The following is a 19464-nucleotide window of genomic DNA, read 5'->3' as shown; positions in this document are numbered from 1 at the left end:
TGCCACCTTCACACTTTCCCATAAGATTCATCGCTAATTCACCTCCATTTGTGAGTAAACTCACAATAACATACAGAACGGAACTCTCTTTAAACAAGTTTTTTAGATTTCATTCACAGATAGAGAACAGAGAATTGCTATTTTTCCAGATTTGAGAGGCAATCGTTTGCTTTGTTTGATTATGCAACACACTCAACTCATTTAGTGGGTGAATAATCTGAGCAGGTGTATTGAGCTTTCCTTGAAAGCCAAATATCGGCATATCTGGCGCATCGGTTTCAAGCAGCAGTTTTTCTAAAGGGAGTCGACTGATCGCTTGGCGCGTTTTGTTCGCTCTGGGGTAGGTAATGGTTCCGCCGACCCCAAGATAAAAACCCAAACGTATCCACTCCATTCCCTGTTCATAGCTACCAGAAAACGCATGGATAACGCCGCCTTTTGGCAGCCGAGCCGCTTTGACTAATTGAATAAGTCGATTGTGACATCGTCGATTGTGTAAAATAACCGGCAGTTGATACTGCTTGGCCAAATCGAGCTGGTAGTTCAACGCCTGCTCTTGCAATGCAGCGTCTTGTTCAACCCCATCATCCAAACCGCATTCCCCAATGGCTACGCAGCGCGTGTCACGCTCGTCCAACAAAGCCACGAGCGCACTTTGTTTTTGCTGATAATCCGACGTCAGAAAATAGGGATGAAAGCCCAACGCGTAAAAGATTTCTGGCTGAGCCTCCTCAGAGAGCATTGCAGACCATTGCGCCAGTGTTTTTACTTTTTGCCAGTTATCGGGACCAACGGATGGCAGTAACAAACGTTCCACACCAGCCTCTAGCCCTCTTTGAAAATGCTGCGAGCGCGCTGGTTCAAAAACGTCAAAATCGAGGTGGCAATGCGTATCAAACAGTTTCATCGCTTTTCTTTTCTCGCGCCGGATCTTTTTTGTATGGTACACAACTGCGCTTTTGTTCAGGTGTTAATCCCATCTCTTTGCACCAGTCATCATAACGTTTTAACCACTTTCGCCACCATTGCATGTGCACTTCCTTATTGTGATGATTGCCCTTTCATTATCATCTTTTACCGCAGATAAAAAAGAGCCCTAAGCGACAAACTTAGGGCTCTTAGCAAACAGGTTATGCGAACCAAACGCACACATTCGCGTGATTAGTGTTCACGAGTCGCTCGGAATTCCACTTCAGGGAAACGCTCTTTCGCAAGATTGAGGTTTACCATGGTTGGCGCAATGTACGTTAAGTTATCGCCACCATCCAGTGCTAGGTTAGTTTGGTTCTTACGTTGGAACTCATCTAGCTTCTTCGCATCACCACACTCAACCCAACGCGCTGTCGCTACGTTCACACTCTCGTAAATCGCTTCAACGTTATATTCAGACTTCAAACGCGCCACAACAACATCAAACTGAAGCACACCGACCGCGCCCACGATCAAGTCGTTGTTCTGCAGAGGACGAAATACCTGTACTGCACCTTCTTCTGAAAGCTGAACAAGACCTTTTAACAGTTGTTTTTGCTTCAGCGGATCGCGCAGGCGAATACGACGGAATAGCTCAGGCGCAAAGTTTGGAATACCAGAGAACTTCAGCGATTCACCTTGTGTAAAGGTGTCACCAATTTGAATGGTGCCATGGTTATGCAAACCAATGATGTCACCGGCATACGCAGCTTCCGCGCGAGAACGATCGCCCGCCATGAAGGTCACGGCATCAGAAATGTTCACTTGTTTACCCAAGCGAACGTGATTCATCTTCATGCCTTGAGTATACGTGCCCGACACAATACGCATAAACGCGATACGGTCGCGGTGCTTAGGATCCATATTCGCCTGAATCTTAAAGACGAAACCGCTGAACTTGTCTTCAGTGGCTTCCACTTCACGTTCATTGGCTTGGCGCGGTAGCGGCGCTGGCGCCCAGTCCGTCAAACCATCAAGCATGTGGTCAACACCAAAGTTACCTAATGCTGTACCAAAGAATACCGGAGTCAATTCACCCTTTAGGAACATCTCTTGATCAAACTCGTGAGACGCACCAAGAACCAGTTCCAGTTCTTCACGCAGTTGCTCAGCGAGATCTGCACCAATCTCAGCATCCAAATCCGGGTTATCAAGACCTTTAATGATACGCTGCTCTTGAATTGTGTGCCCCTGCCCCGTTGAGTACAAAATGGTCTCATCACGATGGATGTGATAAACGCCTTTGAACTCTTTACCACAGCCAATTGGCCAAGAAACCGGCGCACAAGCAATATTCAGCTCGCTCTCGACTTCATCAAGCAGTTCCATCGGATCGCGAATATCACGGTCCAATTTGTTCATGAAGGTCACGATCGGCGTATCACGCAGACGGGTAACTTCCATAAGCTTGCGAGTACGATCCTCAACACCTTTCGCGGCGTCGATCACCATCAAACACGAGTCAACCGCCGTTAGTGTGCGGTAAGTATCTTCCGAGAAGTCTTCGTGCCCCGGAGTATCGAGTAGGTTCACTAAGCAATCGTTGTACGGGAACTGCATCACCGATGTTGTCACCGAGATACCACGTTCTTTTTCCATTTCCATCCAGTCAGACTTAGCGTGCTGGCTAGAACCACGACCTTTTACTGTGCCTGCGGTTTGAATCGCACGTCCGAAAAGCAGGACTTTTTCTGTGATAGTTGTTTTACCCGCATCTGGGTGCGAGATGATCGCGAACGTTCTACGTTTAGACACTTCGCTTAAAAAAGGAGCATTTGACATGAAACTGGTCTTCTGTGTTTTATCTGAGCCGGAAATCGGTGCACGTCATGTGAGGTGACTAACCAGATTCCTGAGTAGATTCAATTTTGCGCGGTATTCTCGCTTATTCTCGACCAATCGGCAACTTTGATCCTAACGACTGACATGATCGCCCGTTGTCGTTTGCCTAAACGGGGGCCAATCAGTCTCCTCTTTTGCGTGACGATGCAGGCTGTGCGGCTCAGAGAGTGTCACCCTATCCCGGCCATTCTCTTTGCTCTGATACAGCGCAATATCAGCTCGCTTCAACCACGACTCAACATCATCCCCCTCCAGACATTCCGCAATACCTGCACTCAGCGTCACACTGGCGTGCTTTGGATAGGCTTGCTTACGTACTCTTTGGCAAAGATGGCTGACAATCAACAATGCTGACGAGGCCGAAGTGTTTTCAAACAGCAGCAGAAATTCATCGCCTCCTAAGCGAAACAGCAGATCCACTTCCCGCGTATTGTGCTGAATCGTCTCGACAACTAAATTGATTACCTCATCACCAACATCATGACCATAACGGTCATTGACCTGCTTAAACAAATCAATATCGATGATTGCAATGGATGAAGCGGTGTATCGCTTGTGGCCATCAAGTGCTCGCTGCAAAAACAGATCCAATTGATGTCGATTCAGTGCCCCTGTCATGACATCGCGTGTCGAGAGATAACGCAGCTTGCTCTGTAGCCGAACAATCAACCACACAGCAAAATGGGCAATGACAGCGCAAAACGCCAAGGCGATAGCAAAACGATACATAATCTCGAGGTCTTGCTTCATCGCCGCAGCCCAAGTGCAGCCAATAATCATCAGCACATTAGTCACAATGGCATCATGGTGAGGAATGATAAACACCAAAGCGATGATGATCGGAAACACCCAATAGGTCGCCAATGTACCAAAAATGGCCACACTGCAAACAATGGAAGCCAACAAAAAGCCAAGTGGGATACGGTGGCCAATCACACTTCGTTTTAAGCAACAAACCCCGACGACTTCGATAACAAAACCGATCTCAAAGGCCACCATCAGCAGCGCAAGATACCAATGACCAAGGTAGAAATTCTTTATCGCGAGAGGAATAAAGGTCAGTAGCGTTAACACCACCACTAATTGAAGTACTTTTTGTGCGCTGTTTGGATCCAGCAAAGCGTTGGAGGCGTTGAAAGGTTTTTCGTTCAAGTTCATCATGGTTCACCATCCTACATCCCCACTACTTACGTTGTAATGCACTCGAATTCCTTTCAAGATTTCACATTACGTATCAATAAATATTTACTCGAGTATCATTAAGCATACAAAGTGATCCCGTTTCCTCGTCGAAAAAGCCGAGATGTTTGCATTCTGTCTCAATGATAATACAGCACACTCGACACAAACTTAGAGAAACAGCACTGATTCTTAATTTCAGGTTGAGAATTAACCAAACGGTAAATATCGTCTATAACTAAAAGAGTAATTCACTGCGGTCATCAGTATGCTTAGAAACAAAAAAGTGCATTCATTAGCTTTCAAGCAAGCCAGAACCGTTTTTCTGGTTTCCGTTGTCTTGGGACTGTGTTTCAGCTTGTACCACATTTTGGCTGACCTGCACCAAGAGCAACGCCGTATTGAAGAGCACTACCAGTTTAAGCTTCTGCAAAACTATTCCAATGCCAGTCAAGCGGCATATCATCTGAACCATCTGCTCGCCGAGCAGGTTGCCTCGACCCTAATGATGGACAATGCCATCTACCGAGTAAAAATTGTCGACGATTTTGGTGATGTGCTGACCCAAAAGCATCGTGAAATTGATTCTCAGAGCCTGACGACTCAGTTGTTGTCTAAAATATTGACTCCCGCTCAGCCGTTTTACAAAACAGAGCTGCATCAACCCAACGCCAATGCAATTGTTGGTGAGTTAAGTTTCTCTGTTGATGGCTCTAGCATCGCCGATGCTTTTATTAAGAAATCGACTCGAATTGTCTTGTTCGATCTGTTTCGCAATATATTACTGACTTCTATCTTGTTGTTTTTCTTTTACTTTAAGTTATCAAAGCCAATTATTACGCTGATTAATTGGGTGAATTCGCTGCAAAATCGAAAAAACGCCTTGGAACTGCCCCCCGGTAACAACAATGACGAACTGGGTCGCCTCGCGCTTTCATTTCACAATCTCTGGCAAGCGCGCGCGGCAGCAGAAAGCCAACTCAACCAATTGGCTTACTTCGATACCTTGACAGGCTTAGCCAACCGCAGCTTGCTGCTCAAAAGCCTCAATGAAACTCTTAAAGAATCACAAAGCGAGCAATATCCAGGAGTGCTGTTTTATCTCGACCTCGACCGTTTCAAAACCATTAACGACTCCCTAGGGCATACCATTGGCGACAACTTAATGCGCACCATTGCGAAACGTCTAGAAGCATGGCTACACCCCGGAGAAATAGCCGCGCGCATCGGTGGGGATGAGTTCGCCATTTTGATCCCGAAACTCAGTAAGGAAGATGCCGCCAACAAAGCAAAGCAGTTACTAACCTTAATCTCAAACCCTTATTCCATTGACGATCACCAACTGTATTGCACGGTCAGTATCGGTATTTCCACGTTTGCCGACAAAGGCATCTCGAGCATTGATGTGCTTCGTCAGGCCGATACGGCGCTCTATCGCGCCAAAGTCGCCGGACGCAATAAATACATGTTTTATGAGCCAGAAATGCAGGCGCAAGTGGAGTCTTTTTTGGAGATAGAGAAAGGCCTGCATGAAGCACTGCACAAAGGGCAACTTGAGCTTTACTACCAACCTCAGGTCAACGCGCAGCAACAAATCATCGGAGTGGAAGCCCTCATCCGTTGGAACCATCCAGAAAAAGGCGTGCTTCCTCCCGGAGTCTTTATGCCCATAGCAGAGGAAACGGGGCAAATTCTGCAAATTGGTGATTGGATTATTGAGCAAGCGTGTTTTCAATACGCTCAGTGGAAAAAAGAACAAGTTTTGCCTGAAACGTTCCATCGACTTGCCATCAACATCAGCCCATTGCAGTTCTCTAAAAATGCCTTTGTCGAACACATCACTCATGCATTGAAACAAGCCAATATCACGGGTGAGCATATTGAATTGGAGATCACTGAGAGCTTGCTATTGGAAAACGTCGAAAGCGCGATCAATAAAATGGCAGAGCTGAAAGAACTGGATCTCAAAATCTCGATCGATGATTTTGGCACCGGTTATTCCTCACTCCGCTATCTCAAACATCTGGCAGTGGATGTACTGAAAATTGACCGCTCCTTTGTCACTCAGTTGCATCTTGATCAAAGCGATCAAGCCATTGTTTCAACCATCATTATGATTGCTGAGCGCTTGAGTTTAGAAGTCATCGCCGAAGGGGTAGAAACAGAAGAAGAGTTCAACACGCTGGTCGAACTCGGTTGTGAACAATTCCAGGGGTATCTCTTTGGCAAACCGCTCCCTGTGGAGATGATCACGCAGAAATTACGTGAAAGTCGTCAGCACCAAGGCAGTCATGCAAGCAAAGTTAAAAGCAACCAAATAAGTAACTCATAATGATCGCGTCTTCCTTCCCTGACTGAGTAGGATAGTAATTGCGGCGACGATCCACTTCGTTAAACCCCATCTCTTGATAGAGATGAATGGCGTTCACATTGCTCTCACGCACTTCTAGCCACGCACTTTCCGCGTTTGCCGCTTCACCTTCATCAATAAATGCGTCTAACAACTGGCGGCCATAGCCTTTGCCTTGTTGTTTGGGGCAAACTGCGATGTTAAGTAAGGTGAGTTCGCCAACGATATTTTGCGCATAGAAATAGCCGACGACTTCGCCATCCACCAGCAATACACGATGCATCGCACCGCGACTGGAGAGATCCTTCACCAGGCTCTCTGCCCAGGGGTGCGAATGTGCACGACCTTCAATATGGTAAACAGCCTCAAGGTGCTCCTGAGACATAGGGACGATCATACAACTCATATTGGATTACTCATAAGAACGGATCTGTTGCCACAGCGCACGACGATGCTCATTATGACCATCAATTTGAGCCAACTCTGGCGATTGGAGCACTTTGGTTACCATAGGAAGAGGTTGAACAGGACAGCCCGCAAACCAAACCCATTGCAGAGAGTGCGGTTCGAGCGCGCTTAATTGCTCTGGGGTAATGTGCCTTGCTTGAGACAATTCCAGTTGCAGGCTTTTGAGCACTTTTTCAAAAAATAGTGCCGTTTGCGAAATGGGGCAACTCGGTGCGATCAACAGTAACTGGCACTCTTCAGGCAGGGAGAAGGTTGGCATTTCATAGCCCATCATCCGTTCTGGATGATGCAATTGCCAAAGCGAAATGCCCATTTCCTGTAAATACAACTTTTCGTTTTCAGTCATCGTTTCGTTACTCAAAGATACCGCGGCATACTAACAAAAAAGCCCAGGAAAGTAATAACGAGATTGAGGAAATCACCTCAACTTAGGATAACGTACCTAAGTTAAGGGTCATTCATTGAATCAGCAACTAAGCCGATTTCATCAAAGAGCAGCGAACTCTGGCGCGTATTCCACTCGCCCTTGCTTGGCATCAAACTCACCCGCCGCCATGGCAAAGGCTTGAAACGCACCTTCTGGCACTGGCCATTGGCACTCAAAGCCCATCTCGCTGGCGGCAGTAAAACCAAAACGCTGATAGTACTGAGGATCACCCAAGACAAAACACGCTGGATAGCCAAACTCTAACAGCGAAGTTAATCCTTCTTTGACTAACGATGCGGCGATGCCTTGCTTTTGGTATTCCGCTTTGACCGCTAGTGGCGCAAGCCCCTGCCAGCCATTTTCTTCGCCATTCAACGTCATCGGCGTAAACATGACATGGCCAACCACTTCCCCTTCGTCGGTACAAGCCACCAACGACAGCGTCAGACGACCATTCTCTCTTAGTGTCATGACCAAGTTGGCTTCCGCGTCTGTTGGAAATACCTGTTTTAGCAGACTATCGATAACCAATATATCTGCCGGTGCTTCAGTTCGAATAAGCATTTGTTACCCCAATTTGTGTTTGAGGCGATTGTACTCCTTTATGAACAAAATCTGCTAACTGATTTAGAGCCAACTGCATGGCTTTTGGCAATTGCTCCAAATCAACGCTGTCCATTAGGTTTTTAACCTCTAGGCCAAGCTCGGTATCGCCTTCAATCGTCAAACGACGTTGGAAAAATAGCGTATCAGGATCTTCTTTTCTGCCAGCAATCAGCACTAAGTCATTTAAATTGCCTGAGAAGCACACATCTTCCGAAACGGGCTGTTCGGCAATAACAAGTTGATCATTTTGATAACTTATGAACCAATGCAGCTTGAGATCTTTCACCTCTACCTTCAACCACTTATCTTCCAAAAATTCAAAATCGCCATCTTCTAAAGCCTCTTTGAAGACCAGTTTGAGCCCTTCAAGCAAGACTTTTTTATGTACAATTTGAGGCAATAACTGGACTGGAGATCGCAAAATTGATGCGGCATTTTGAACTAGTTGACTGCGAATCTTGTTTATCACGCTTATTTTCCGTTACTTTGTCATAAATGCGACTATCTTAGTTGATAGCATGTGATGAATTACTGTTGTGCGTCAAAAAACAATTTCATATCGCGTTGTTTAAAATAATAACAATCAGCGACGTTTTTTTGACCTTGAATGAAATATTGTCACACTTGTACTGATAAAGCCTTTAATAACGCTATTATCACAGTTATAGTGATTGCGTTTCAGCGATTTCATGACATGGACGATTAATTACGCTCTCTGGAGACGGGTAGTACTTTGATGCCTTCCAAGCAAATGCACCATTGGTTTAATAAACTGACTTCTAATAGCCCTTTTTTCTTCGCTATTCTTGATAAGCAACATAACTATTGCTTGGTGAATGAACGTTATTGCGACGTTGCGGGGTTAGCTCAGGAAGAGCTAATAGGGATGAATGATGCGCAAATTTTAGGTGACAACTTTTACCAAAAGCTAAAGCCTTACTACGACCGAGCTCTGCTCGGTGAAAGTATTGAGGCCGAAATCACCCTAGATGAAACCGATCTTGAAACCAGTTTGCATTTTAGTTTGTCCCCAGTGGAAGGCGGTGAACAGATTTCTCACCTCCTTTTTCAAGCGATTGATACCTCTGAAAAACACATTCTCGTCAAATCCCTAGAAGAGTCAGAAACCAAGTTTTCTCGTTTAACGCAGTTGCTGCCCGATGGTTTACTACTGGTAGAAGAAGACACCATTCTCTCTGCAAACCCCGCTGCAGCTAGGCTGCTTGGTTTCAACTCGCAGCATGACTTGCTTGGTGAAGAGCTCAGTCGATTATTTATGGATGAGAAGAGCAAGATGGTGTTTAGCCATAAACTCTGCTCATTGCTTTCCGAAAAAGCGTTTGTCTGTATGACCAGTGCACGCTGTGGCTTTGAGCGCCGCGTTCAGTTGCATGCAGATTTCACCACCGTACTAGGCAACCAATCTCAAATCATCTTGATCCAAGATGCTGATGAAACGCCAAAACATCTTTCGGTGAAAAACAGCGATGATATTCATATCGATTCCCTGACGAAGCTCTACAACCGCTTCGGTTTTACCAAACGTCTGGAGCAGTTGATTAAGAGCCAAACCCCCTTGTTGTTGTTTTATCTCGATATCGATAACTTCAAAAATATCAATGACTCACTAGGCCACCACATCGGTGACAAAGTGATTCTTGAAGTGGCAGCTCGTCTGAAACGCCTGTTGCCACAACACTCGGTGATTGGCCATCTTGGCGGTGATGAATTTGGCGTGATCTTGCCAGAGCCAGAAAACAACCGCATGGCCGAGTTGCTCTCTGAGCGCATCATCTCCTTAATTAATCAGCCATTTGATTTACACCATTTCAGCAAGCGCCTTGCCTGTTCTATCGGCAGTGTTCGTTATCCTGAAGATGGCCAAGATGCACGCGTACTGTTGCAAAATGCCGATACCGCGATGTACGAAGCCAAAGATCGTGGCCGTAACCGACTCATCAAGTTTAACGACCAGATGAACAAAGAAGCGCGTATGCGCCTCTGGTTGGAGATCGAACTGCAAAAAGCGCTACAGCAAAATGGCCTTGAAGTATGGTATCAGCCAAAAGTTAATGCGCGTGACTTCAGCATTAATGGCGCCGAAGCGTTAGTACGCTGGAAGCACCCTGTCGAAGGATACATTAGCCCTGCTGCCTTCATTCCTGTCGCTGAAAAAGCAGGTCTGATTGAGCACTTAGGTCGTGTGGTCATGCGTGATGTCTTCAACACGGTCAAACGCTGGAAACTCCAGGGAATTCTGCCGGGTCGCGTTGCGATTAACTTATCGCCAGAACAATTTGGCAACCCTCAGTTGATCGACTTCATGGAAAAACTCCTGCGAACCACAGAGTTAGACCCAAACTGCATCACCTTCGAGCTGACCGAAAGTGCGGTAATGAGTGACAGTGACCACACCATTCAGATGCTCAACGCGATTAAGAAACTGGGCTTCTCACTCTCCATCGATGACTTTGGGACCGGTTATTCCTCACTGGCATATTTAGCGCGCTTTCCGATTGATGAGCTGAAGATCGACCGCGCGTTTATCAACGACATTGACGTTTTACCAAAGCAGGTCACGGTGATTGAAAACATCATTAATCTCGGCAAATCTCTCAATCTCACCGTGGTGGCCGAAGGGGTAGAAACTCATCAGCAAGCGGCACTCCTGTCGAATTTGCGCTGCCACTCGATTCAGGGGTTCCATTTCCATCGCCCTCAGCCTAAACATGAAATAGAAGAACTGTTTGCACAAAATCGTCGCCATAAAAACTGACCTTCTCCCCTCTCCAAAAGAGGTAAATCTCAATTTATTGCGTCAAACCTAACTTACATCAATTCTGCTATTCATATTCCTTCATAAAATGCCCACACCCTTTTCGTCTCAATTTGTAGTGAGCATATGGAACTCCTTTGTCCAGCAGGTAATCTTCCTGCTCTAAAAACCGCCATCGACTGCGGTGCCGATGCGGTGTATATCGGCTTTAAAGATGATACAAATGCCCGTCATTTCGCTGGACTGAACTTCAGCGGGAAAAAACTCGAGAAAGCGGTTCAATACGTCCACGATCACCAGAAAAAAATTCACGTCGCCTTGAACACATTTGCGCATCCCGATGGCTTTGAGCGTTGGACAAATGCGGTCGATATGGCGGCGGCATTGGGTATCGATGCTCTGATCGTTGCCGACATCGCAGTGTTAGAATATGCCGCACGAAAATACCCGCACCTTGAACTGCATTTATCGGTTCAAGCCTCGGCAACCAATGTTGCTGCCGTCGAGTTTTATCAGCAGAATTTCAATGTTAAACGCGTTGTACTGCCTCGCGTGCTGTCGATTCATCAAGTGAAGCAACTGTCACGCAATATCCCACAAGGGGTCGAGTTGGAGGTATTTGCCTTTGGTAGCTTGTGCATCATGTCAGAAGGCCGCTGCTACTTGTCTTCCTATTTAACGGGAGAGTCTCCCAATACCGTCGGTGCTTGCTCACCCGCCAAATATGTGCGCTGGCAAGAAACTCCAACGGGGTTAGAGTCACGTCTCAACAACATTTTAATCGACAAGTATGGCCATGGTGAAAACGCAGGCTATCCGACGCTATGTAAAGGCCGCTTTGATGCCCACATAGAGGGGGAATCCAAACGCTACCACGCACTAGAAGAGCCAACCAGCCTCAACACGCTGTCGTTGCTGCCTGAACTGTTTGCCGCGAATGTCGCCTCGGTAAAAATCGAAGGCCGTCAGCGTAGCCCCGCCTATGTAGAACAAGTGACCCGAACTTGGCGAGCGGCGATTGATCGTTACCAAGCGAATCCGCAAGCCTACCAAGTGGAAGAGGCTTGGAATGCCGCACTGGCGAACGTCTCAGAAGGGACACAAACCACGCTCGGTGCTTATCATCGTCAATGGCAATAAGGATTCAAGGAAACAAGATGAAATACTCACTCGGTCCGCTACTTTACTTCTGGCCCAAACAGAACGTTGAAGACTTTTACCATCAAGCGAAAAACAGCTCTGCCGACATCATCTATTTGGGGGAATCGGTCTGCTCTAAACGCCGTGAAATGAAACCTGCGCACTGGTTTGAGTTAGCGAAAGAGCTTTCCGCTGCAGGCAAACAAGTTGTACTTTCTACCATGGCACTGCTCGAAGCCCCAAGCGAAGTCAACGTGATGAAAAAGTACATCGACAACGGTGACTTTGCCATTGAAGCGAACGACGTATCCGCTATTCAGCTGGCGTTTGAAAAGCGTGTTCCCTTTGTTGTTGGCCCAGCAGTCAATACATACAATGCGCACACGCTCAAATTGTTTCTTAAACAAGGGATGATTCGTTGGTGCATGCCTGTCGAGTTGTCTCGAGAATGGTTGCAAAATGTATTGACCCAATGCGATGAAGTGGGCATTCGCAACCAGTTTGAAGTAGAAGTCTTTAGCCATGGCTATCTGCCACTCGCGTATTCCGCGCGCTGCTTTACCGCCCGCGCAGAAAACAAAGCCAAAGACGACTGTGAAACCTGCTGCATCAAATACCCAACGGGCATTCAAGTGCACAGCCAAGAAGGCCAAGCGGTATTCAATCTCAATGGCATCCAGACGCAATCCGGTTACTGCTACAACCTGATTAATGATCTCCCTGCCATGCAAGGATTGGTGGATGTGGTGCGTGTCAGCCCATTGGGGCTAGAAACATTTACGACCGTAGATCAATTTCGCGCCAACGAACAAGGTGCACAGCCGCGCCAAATCGAAGATCGTCAATGCAATGGCTACTGGCACCAAATTGCAGGCCTAGAGGTGAAAAATCTCTAGGTTTATCCCGCTCCAACAACAAAGAGGGCTTGCGCCCTCTTTGCTATCTTATCGCTCTATTTCCCTACTCTTCCATGTTCTTCCATATACCTACGCTTCAACCCACTGATTTTTAGGCATTCGTTTGATATCGCGCCATAGCATAACCGCCACCACTAAGGTCAGTGCAATATTTGACAATGGGAAAGCCAGCCAAACCCCAGTAATACCGAGCAATTTAGGCATAATGAAGAGAAACGGCAGTTGCACCATCATGTTGCCAATACTGACGAACAACGCCTTTCCACCACGGTTCACCGATTGATAGTAGGCCGCTGTCACCACCAGAAAGCCATCTAAAAACATGGCAAACATATGGAGTCGTATTCCCGTAATGGTGTGCTGAGTCAGTTCAGCGTCGTTCGCATTAAACACCGCCACCACTTGCTCAGGGAATAGATTCAATAAACCAATAAACACCATGCCCGTCAGCACCGCAGAGCTCATCGCAATTTTGAGTAACTTTTTGATATGGTCACTGTGCCCAGCCCCATGATAGAAACTCGCCAACGGCTGCATACCATTGGCAATCCCTTCTGCAATCAAATAATAGACAACGATGATGTAACCAAGAATCGCATAAGCCCCCACCAACACAGGGCTACCATAGCTCAGCAACAAACTATTGTGCAGCGCCACCATCATGGAGCCATAGGCGTACATAAAGAAGCTCGATGTCCCGATAGCGAAAATTTGTGGCAACAAACGCCATTGAAACGAGAAGTTGCTCTTCGACAAACGCAGTTTGGCTTTGCGTGAAAAAAAGTAACTGAGCCCTACCAGTAGCACTACCATTTGAGCCAATGCTGTGGCGATTGCTGCTCCCGTTAACTGCCACTGCAATAGGCCGATAAATAGGTAATCGAGAACGATATTGGTGATCGCTCCCAACACCATCAGCATCGTTGCCAAATTGGGGCTGCCATCATTGCGCAGCAAAATCGGCATGGCGATCGAGCCCAAGGTGAACAAGCAAGAAAACACCAATACGTCGAGATATTGTAAGCCAAGCTGGAACACCTCACCTTCCGCGCCTTGCAAACGCAGAAAGTCATCCGCAAAACACCCGAGCAAAATCGACACCACTGGGCTCATCAACAGCAACAACACCAGGCCCGTCGACAACACGGCTTGCGCTTTTTGCGGTTGCTTCTCACCAAGTCGGATAGAAGCCAGCGCGCCAGTTCCTACTCCCACCATTAAACCGATACCCAAAATGGAGCCAATCAGTGGCCATGCCACATTAATCCCTGCAAGCCCTGCTGCACCAACATAATGGCCAATAAAAATACCATCCACCACTTGATATAAGCCGTTCACAAGCATGGCGGCAATAGTGGGTATGGTATAGCGCCAAAATTGGCGATAAATAGACGTATTCATCAATGAAAGCTCGACATCGATTCTAAGAAACTAAAACGTAAGTGCTTTACTGAGCAATGAGACGAGCTGTTGCTGCTCTTCATCACTCAACTGCCCTGCGACTTGCTCAGCCAATATGCGGTAAACCATCGCTTCCTGTGCTAAATAGTGCATCGCTTTCTCTGTCAGCGCCACACGCTTCACTCTTGCATCATGCAGACAATGAGCTCGGCTCACCAATCCTTTTCGCTCTAAACGCGTCACCATATTGGTCGCAGAAGGTTTAGACACTTCCATTTCCAACGCAAGATCCGTGATACGTATCGGTTCTTGCGCATTTTGAATCACTTTCAGGTAGTCATATTCACTAAAACTCAACTGCAAGATAGGATCGTCTTTGCTGTGCTTTCGCCACACTTTTGCCGCAAAGCGCTCCATTTTTTCGAGATGGGTGCTGAGGCTCATTATTCAACCATTAAAATAGTTAGCAAGGCTAACTATTTTAATCTTGTTATTGAAATTAGCAATCCACTAAAACAAACCGAGTACACTTTTATTCACCGTGAATAGGCTGGAAAGGAAAGAAACCCTCGATCATCATCGATGTCGAGGGTTTCTATTGTTCGGGATGACGCTCTTGCTGGTCTAAGGTGTAGTTTTCGCCTGAGCTTTTGCAAGACGTTCTGACTGAAGCTGCTGATAGATATTGCCAAGCTCTAAAAATGCGTAGCGATGCTCAACGTACTCATAAACATTGAAAGAGATCGCTAACTTATACAAAGAGATCGCATTGGCAAAGTCACCTTTCTGCTGGTAGCGCTTGGCAAGATAGAAATAGACTTCGGTTAAACGCTGCGCCAGTAGCACGTTTTCACGAGATGCATCAATGATCGCTTTGAACGCTTGCTCCTCAGACACTTGCTCGCCCATTAACGCAACCAACACCCATCCCCACTCTTCACTGCGCTGTTGATAGCGAGTCAGTAAATCCGCCTTGGCTTGAACAGGATCGAGATCCGATTCAATGATGTAGAGCCAAAGCACGCGAAACGGATCTTGCGGATCATCTTGATAATGCTTCTGCATCTCTTCTTTCGCCAGATCCAAACGGCCGCCGTAATAAAGTGCGATAGCACGATTACGCTCTGCATAACTATTACTTGGGTCGAGCTCTAACGTTGAGTCGAATGCTTCGTAAGCGGCATCATATTCACCCACTTGTGTGAAATAGACGCCCAATAAATTAAAAATATCTGGCTGTGCAGGATTTAACTGCAGAGACTGATTAAAATCGAGTCTGGCTAAATCACGCAAACCGACACTGTCATAGTAGTTACCACGTTCGTAATGCATTTTCGCACGAACTTCATCGCTGAGATCAGTGCGTTGCAGCAATTGTGACAAACGCGCAATTTGCACCTCTTGCTGAACACTCGCCTGCAATGGCACTGCCATTGGCGGATACACCCACTGACTCTTGTTGCCACTGGTGGTTGATGCACAGCCTGTTGTCGCTAACGCGATGCACAGACTAACGGTTTGAAACCATTTCACTAAAAGGCACTCCTGTGAAGACTGCGAAAATAAAAAGGGGAGCTCAATGCTCCCCTTTATAACATGCTTTCAGGCTTTTAAGCGAGAAAAGCCCTAGACAAGTATGTGTCAACGTGAAGATTACTCTTCTTCTGCCGCTGGCGCTTCTGCTTCAACTGGCTTTTCTACCGCTTCTTTCATACTTAGACGAACGCGGCCTTGGCGGTCGATTTCAAGCACTTTAACTTGAACTTCTTGGCCTTCAGTTAGGTAGTCAGACACTTTCTCTACACGCTTGTCAGCGATTTGAGAAATGTGAACAAGACCATCTTTACCAGGAAGAATCGTTACGAACGCACCAAAATCTGCTAGGCGAGCAACTTTACCCGTGTAGATTACGCCCACTTCCACTTCAGCGGTGATCTCTTGAATACGACGAATCGCTTCTTTTGCCGCTGCACCTTCGGTTGCTGCAATCTTGATGGTACCGTCGTCTTCGATTTCGATGGTTGTGCCTGTCTCTTCAGTTAGAGCACGGATCACTGCACCGCCTTTACCGATAACGTCTTTGATCTTGTCTGCGCTGATCTTCATCGTGTGGATGCGAGGAGCGAACTCAGAGATATCGTCACGAGCACCAGAGATAGCTTGATCCATTACAGATAGGATGTGCTTACGCGCGCCTTGAGCTTGGTTAAGCGCAATTTGCATGATCTCTTTCGTGATACCTTCGATCTTGATGTCCATTTGAAGTGCAGTGATACCAGTAGAAGTACCTGCAACTTTAAAGTCCATGTCACCTAGGTGGTCTTCGTCACCAAGGATATCTGAAAGAACAACAAAATCGTCGCCTTCTTTAACCAGCCCCATTGCGATACCAGCAACAGAAGCCTTGATTGGCACACCAGCGTCCATAAGCGCTAGAGAAGTACCACATACAGAAGCCATTGAAGATGAACCGTTAGATTCTGTGATTTCTGAAACAACACGTACTGTGTATGGGAACTCATCAATTGATGGCATTACTGCAGCAATACCACGCTTCGCAAGTTTACCGTGACCGATTTCACGACGCTTCGGAGAACCTACAAAACCCGTTTCGCCTACACAGTATGGAGGGAAGTTGTAGTGTAGTAGGAAGTAATCTTTCTTCTCACCCGTTAGCTCGTCGATGATTTGCGCATCACGTTGAGTACCTAGCGTCGCCGTTACGAGCGCCTGAGTCTCACCACGAGTGAATAGTGAAGAACCGTGAGTACGTGGAAGAACGCCAGTACGTACATCTAGTGCACGAACCATGTCTTTTTCACGGCCATCGATACGTGGGTTGCCAGCAATGATGCTACGACGCACAACAGTCTTCTCAAGATCGTGGAAGATAGTGTGAATTTCTTTTGCATCTGCTTCTGGATCTTCAGCAAGGATAACTGCATTAACTTCTGCCGCAATCTCATGGATACGGTCGTAACGAGCCATCTTTTCAGTAATTTTGTAAGCTTCAACAAGTTTCGCTTCTGCTAGATCAGCCACTTTCTCGTTAAGAGCTGTGTTCGCTTCAGGAGCAACCCAGTTCCAAGATGGCGTCGCAACTTCTGCTGCGAATTCGTTGATTGCTTTGATCACTGCTTGTTGTTGGTCGTGACCAAATACCACTGCAGATAGCATTTCTTCTTCAGTAAGGTTGTCAGCTTCTGACTCAACCATTAGCACTGCAGATTCAGTACCCGCAACAACAAGATCTAGACGAGATGCGTTTAGTTCAGTGTTGCTTGGGTTTAGTACGAGTTGACCGTCAATGTGACCAACACGTGCCGCGCCGATAGGACCGTTAAATGGGATACCAGAGATAGCAAGCGCTGCAGATGTACCAATCATTGTTGGGATATCTGGCTGTACGTCTGGGTTAACAGACACTACCGTTGCGATAACTTGTACTTCGTTATTAAAACCCTCAGGGAATAGAGGACGAATTGGGCGGTCGATTAGACGAGCAGTCAGCGTTTCACCTTCAGAAGGACGGCCTTCACGCTTGAAGAAACCACCTGGGATTTTACCTGCAGCGTAAGTACGCTCTTGGTAGTTTACGGTTAGAGGGAAGAAGTCCTGACCTGGAACTGCTTCTTTCTTACCGACAACAGAAACAAATACTGCAGTGTCATCCATAGTAACCATAACAGCAGCGGTTGCTTGACGTGCGATAACGCCAGTTTCTAGAGTAACCGTGTGGTTACCGTACTGGAACGTTTTAACAACTGGTTTTTCGAACATTGTTATTCCTTGTTGCCGAAAATAAATTCGGACGTTGGTATTAGGTCTCAAAACATTGCATATCGCGACTAGTGCAAAGAGCCTGACAGCAAGCTATTTGGAATAGTCGCGACCTATTGGTCGACAGACTGACGGCAATGCATTGAGGTGTAAATGCTCAACAACGAAGGTTGAGACGCGGGGTAGTATAAACCACTTCATACCTACACGCTATTCGGTAGGTCAAGATTGTCGGACATCATTGAGAGAACTAGCAAAGTAGGAGACTAAAAAACGGACAACTTGCCAACTAGATGATGGGCCAGGCGTCAAAGATACATAATTTCATGAGTCATCAATATTCGGATATCGACGTAACTTCGGCTTCAGGCACAGAAGTGTCACCAACGATAACAACACATCAGCTTTGGATATCTCTTCATTCTTATAATCAATCTATCGCTTAATGGCCCGCTCATTCAATGAGTAAAAATCCATCTCATCCATGTCCATAAAAAACTCAAAAGCCTATCGCAAATGTAGAACATAGAAACATATCGTTTAATTTAAATATTCAAGTTTAAGTTCTTTAAAGCTATTGACTTCTTTTATATCAATCACGTCAAACTCTTTTTTAAGATAATAAAACAACTTATAAAGATCAGATTTGTCTATATGTATACCCGGAGGTGATGTCATCTCCCATGCTCCGATCTCCTGCATTTCCAACTCAAACCTAGGGTTTAATGCAACCTGCTGGCGACTATGTTGATACCGAACACGAAAGCTACTCGGAATAATATACTCCTCGTATTCTGTCCTTTTTCTATGATTAGACATGGCTCTCGCGTGAAGTAACCCCGCACCCGCACCAACTAATGCAAGTGGTCCTAAAAATATAACCGCAACAACACTGATAAAAGCCGCTAATTTACCACCTGCACGAGAAAACTTGTAAAAGTTCTCATGTACATTCTCTTCTATCGCATATCGAATTCCGACTTTAGTGAGTTCGTAACAATACGTTTTAGGTTGAAACTCAGTAAACCTCAAATAGAGGCCAAGTAAAACCATAACTACAGTAATACCAAACCAAACTACAAAATCTTCAATAGTTGGTGGCACTAATAAGGCAACGATTAGCGAAGGTATGATCATCATACCAAAAACTAGAACTTCCTCACCAAACAATCTCTTAGGCGTACAAACCCAAGAAAATAATATATCTTCTGTAGAGAGCCTTTCTTTTTTATAAGCAATCTCTTGCTTTATCGCCTGCTCATCTAATGAGTAAAAACTCATCTCATCTCATCCATATCCATATCCATATCCATATCCATATCCATATCCATATCCATAAAAACTTAAACCCACTTAGAAATGTAAAATATATCTTTTAATTTAAATATTCAAGTTTAAGTTCTTTAAAGCTATTGGCTTCTTTTATATCAATCACGTCAAACTCCTTTTTAAGATAATAAAACAACTTATAAAGATCAGATTTRTCTATATGTATACCCGGAGGTGATGTCATCTCCCATGCTCCGATCTCCTGCATTTCCAACTCAAACCTAGGGTTTAATGCAACCTGCTGGCGACTATGTTGATACCGAACACGAAAGCTACTCGG

17 protein-coding genes and 1 pseudogene are annotated in these 19464 nt (G+C 46.0%); 4 read left to right on the top strand and 14 right to left on the bottom strand.

What is annotated here, in order from left to right:
* Positions 1-109: 109 nt before the first annotated feature.
* From CIK04_RS05035 to CIK04_RS05025, 4 genes are all read right to left on the bottom strand, one after another.
* The gene (locus CIK04_RS05035; RefSeq protein WP_176463286.1) at positions 110-907 is read right to left on the bottom strand and encodes a TatD family hydrolase; all 798 of its coding nucleotides are present in this window, start codon (positions 905-907) and stop codon (positions 110-112) included.
* Positions 894-1031, bottom strand: a complete 138-nt coding sequence (locus tag CIK04_RS32695) for a DUF5363 family protein (protein ID WP_157839697.1) — start codon at positions 1029-1031, stop codon at positions 894-896. The genes CIK04_RS05035 and CIK04_RS32695 overlap by 14 nt, the downstream gene beginning before the upstream one ends.
* Positions 1032-1161: 130 nt before the next feature.
* Positions 1162-2751 carry a peptide chain release factor 3 gene (prfC, locus tag CIK04_RS05030; RefSeq protein WP_017419803.1) on the bottom strand — a complete coding sequence of 530 codons (1590 nt, stop codon included), beginning with the start codon at positions 2749-2751 and terminating at the stop codon, positions 1162-1164.
* Between the two features lie 132 nt (positions 2752-2883).
* The gene (locus CIK04_RS05025) at positions 2884-3972 is read right to left on the bottom strand and encodes a GGDEF domain-containing protein (RefSeq protein WP_097352104.1); all 1089 of its coding nucleotides are present in this window, start codon (positions 3970-3972) and stop codon (positions 2884-2886) included.
* Between the two features lie 286 nt (positions 3973-4258).
* On the opposite strand from CIK04_RS05025, the gene CIK04_RS05020 reads away from it, so the two are divergent.
* Positions 4259-6322 carry a bifunctional diguanylate cyclase/phosphodiesterase gene (locus CIK04_RS05020; RefSeq protein WP_097352103.1) on the top strand — a complete coding sequence of 688 codons (2064 nt, stop codon included), beginning with the start codon at positions 4259-4261 and terminating at the stop codon, positions 6320-6322.
* Here CIK04_RS05020 and rimI read toward each other — a convergent pair.
* The 4 genes from rimI to CIK04_RS05000 all read right to left on the bottom strand — a co-directional run bounded on the left by rimI (position 6294) and on the right by CIK04_RS05000 (position 8310).
* Complete coding sequence (gene rimI / locus CIK04_RS05015) at positions 6294-6746, bottom strand: ribosomal protein S18-alanine N-acetyltransferase (protein WP_011079636.1); 453 nt, start codon at positions 6744-6746, stop codon at positions 6294-6296. The genes CIK04_RS05020 and rimI overlap by 29 nt on opposite strands.
* A gap of 6 nt (positions 6747-6752) precedes the next feature.
* Entirely contained in the window at positions 6753-7154 is a 402-nt protein-coding gene (locus CIK04_RS05010; RefSeq protein WP_045613988.1) for a DNA polymerase III subunit psi, read from the bottom strand.
* A gap of 141 nt (positions 7155-7295) precedes the next feature.
* Complete coding sequence (locus tag CIK04_RS05005; RefSeq protein ID WP_011079634.1) at positions 7296-7799, bottom strand: GNAT family N-acetyltransferase; 504 nt, start codon at positions 7797-7799, stop codon at positions 7296-7298.
* Positions 7783-8310, bottom strand: coding sequence for an SCP2 domain-containing protein (locus CIK04_RS05000; RefSeq protein WP_011079633.1), 528 nt, complete (start codon positions 8308-8310; stop codon positions 7783-7785). The genes CIK04_RS05005 and CIK04_RS05000 overlap by 17 nt, the downstream gene beginning before the upstream one ends.
* Positions 8311-8577: 267 nt before the next feature.
* Here CIK04_RS05000 and CIK04_RS04995 point away from each other — a divergent pair, with 267 nt between their 5' ends.
* The 3 genes from CIK04_RS04995 to CIK04_RS04985 all read left to right on the top strand — a co-directional run bounded on the left by CIK04_RS04995 (position 8578) and on the right by CIK04_RS04985 (position 12653).
* The gene (locus tag CIK04_RS04995) at positions 8578-10617 is read left to right on the top strand and encodes a bifunctional diguanylate cyclase/phosphodiesterase (RefSeq protein WP_011151066.1); all 2040 of its coding nucleotides are present in this window, start codon (positions 8578-8580) and stop codon (positions 10615-10617) included.
* A 126-nt stretch (positions 10618-10743) separates the two neighbouring features.
* Entirely contained in the window at positions 10744-11757 is a 1014-nt protein-coding gene (locus CIK04_RS04990) for a peptidase U32 family protein (RefSeq protein WP_011151067.1), read from the top strand.
* Positions 11748-12653: a U32 family peptidase gene (locus tag CIK04_RS04985; RefSeq protein WP_017789933.1), complete on the top strand. Its 906-nt coding sequence runs from the start codon at positions 11748-11750 to the stop codon at positions 12651-12653. The genes CIK04_RS04990 and CIK04_RS04985 overlap by 10 nt, the downstream gene beginning before the upstream one ends.
* A 90-nt stretch (positions 12654-12743) precedes the next feature.
* Here CIK04_RS04985 and CIK04_RS04980 read toward each other — a convergent pair whose 3' ends face one another.
* The 6 genes and pseudogenes from CIK04_RS04980 to CIK04_RS33170 form a co-directional block, all read right to left on the bottom strand.
* Complete coding sequence (locus CIK04_RS04980; protein WP_128824596.1) at positions 12744-14075, bottom strand: MATE family efflux transporter; 1332 nt, start codon at positions 14073-14075, stop codon at positions 12744-12746.
* 30 nt (positions 14076-14105) lie between these two features.
* Positions 14106-14519, bottom strand: coding sequence for a MarR family winged helix-turn-helix transcriptional regulator (locus tag CIK04_RS04975; RefSeq protein WP_038969157.1), 414 nt, complete (start codon positions 14517-14519; stop codon positions 14106-14108).
* 180 nt (positions 14520-14699) lie between these two features.
* A complete protein-coding gene (gene nlpI / locus CIK04_RS04970) occupies positions 14700-15608 on the bottom strand; it encodes a lipoprotein NlpI (protein ID WP_017419795.1) in 909 nt (302 codons plus the stop codon).
* 120 nt (positions 15609-15728) lie between these two features.
* Positions 15729-17855: a polyribonucleotide nucleotidyltransferase gene (gene pnp, locus CIK04_RS04965; RefSeq protein WP_011079626.1), complete on the bottom strand. Its 2127-nt coding sequence runs from the start codon at positions 17853-17855 to the stop codon at positions 15729-15731.
* 540 nt (positions 17856-18395) lie between these two features.
* Positions 18396-19136, bottom strand: a complete 741-nt coding sequence (locus tag CIK04_RS04960; RefSeq protein ID WP_097352101.1) for a hypothetical protein — start codon at positions 19134-19136, stop codon at positions 18396-18398.
* A gap of 94 nt (positions 19137-19230) precedes the next feature.
* Positions 19231-19464 (bottom strand): annotated as a pseudogene (locus tag CIK04_RS33170) (hypothetical protein); the annotation flags it as partial.

The organism is Vibrio sp. 03_296 (assembly GCF_002265885.1).
Note: the sequence above shows the minus strand (reverse complement) of the source record. Positions and strands in the feature narration are given on the sequence as shown.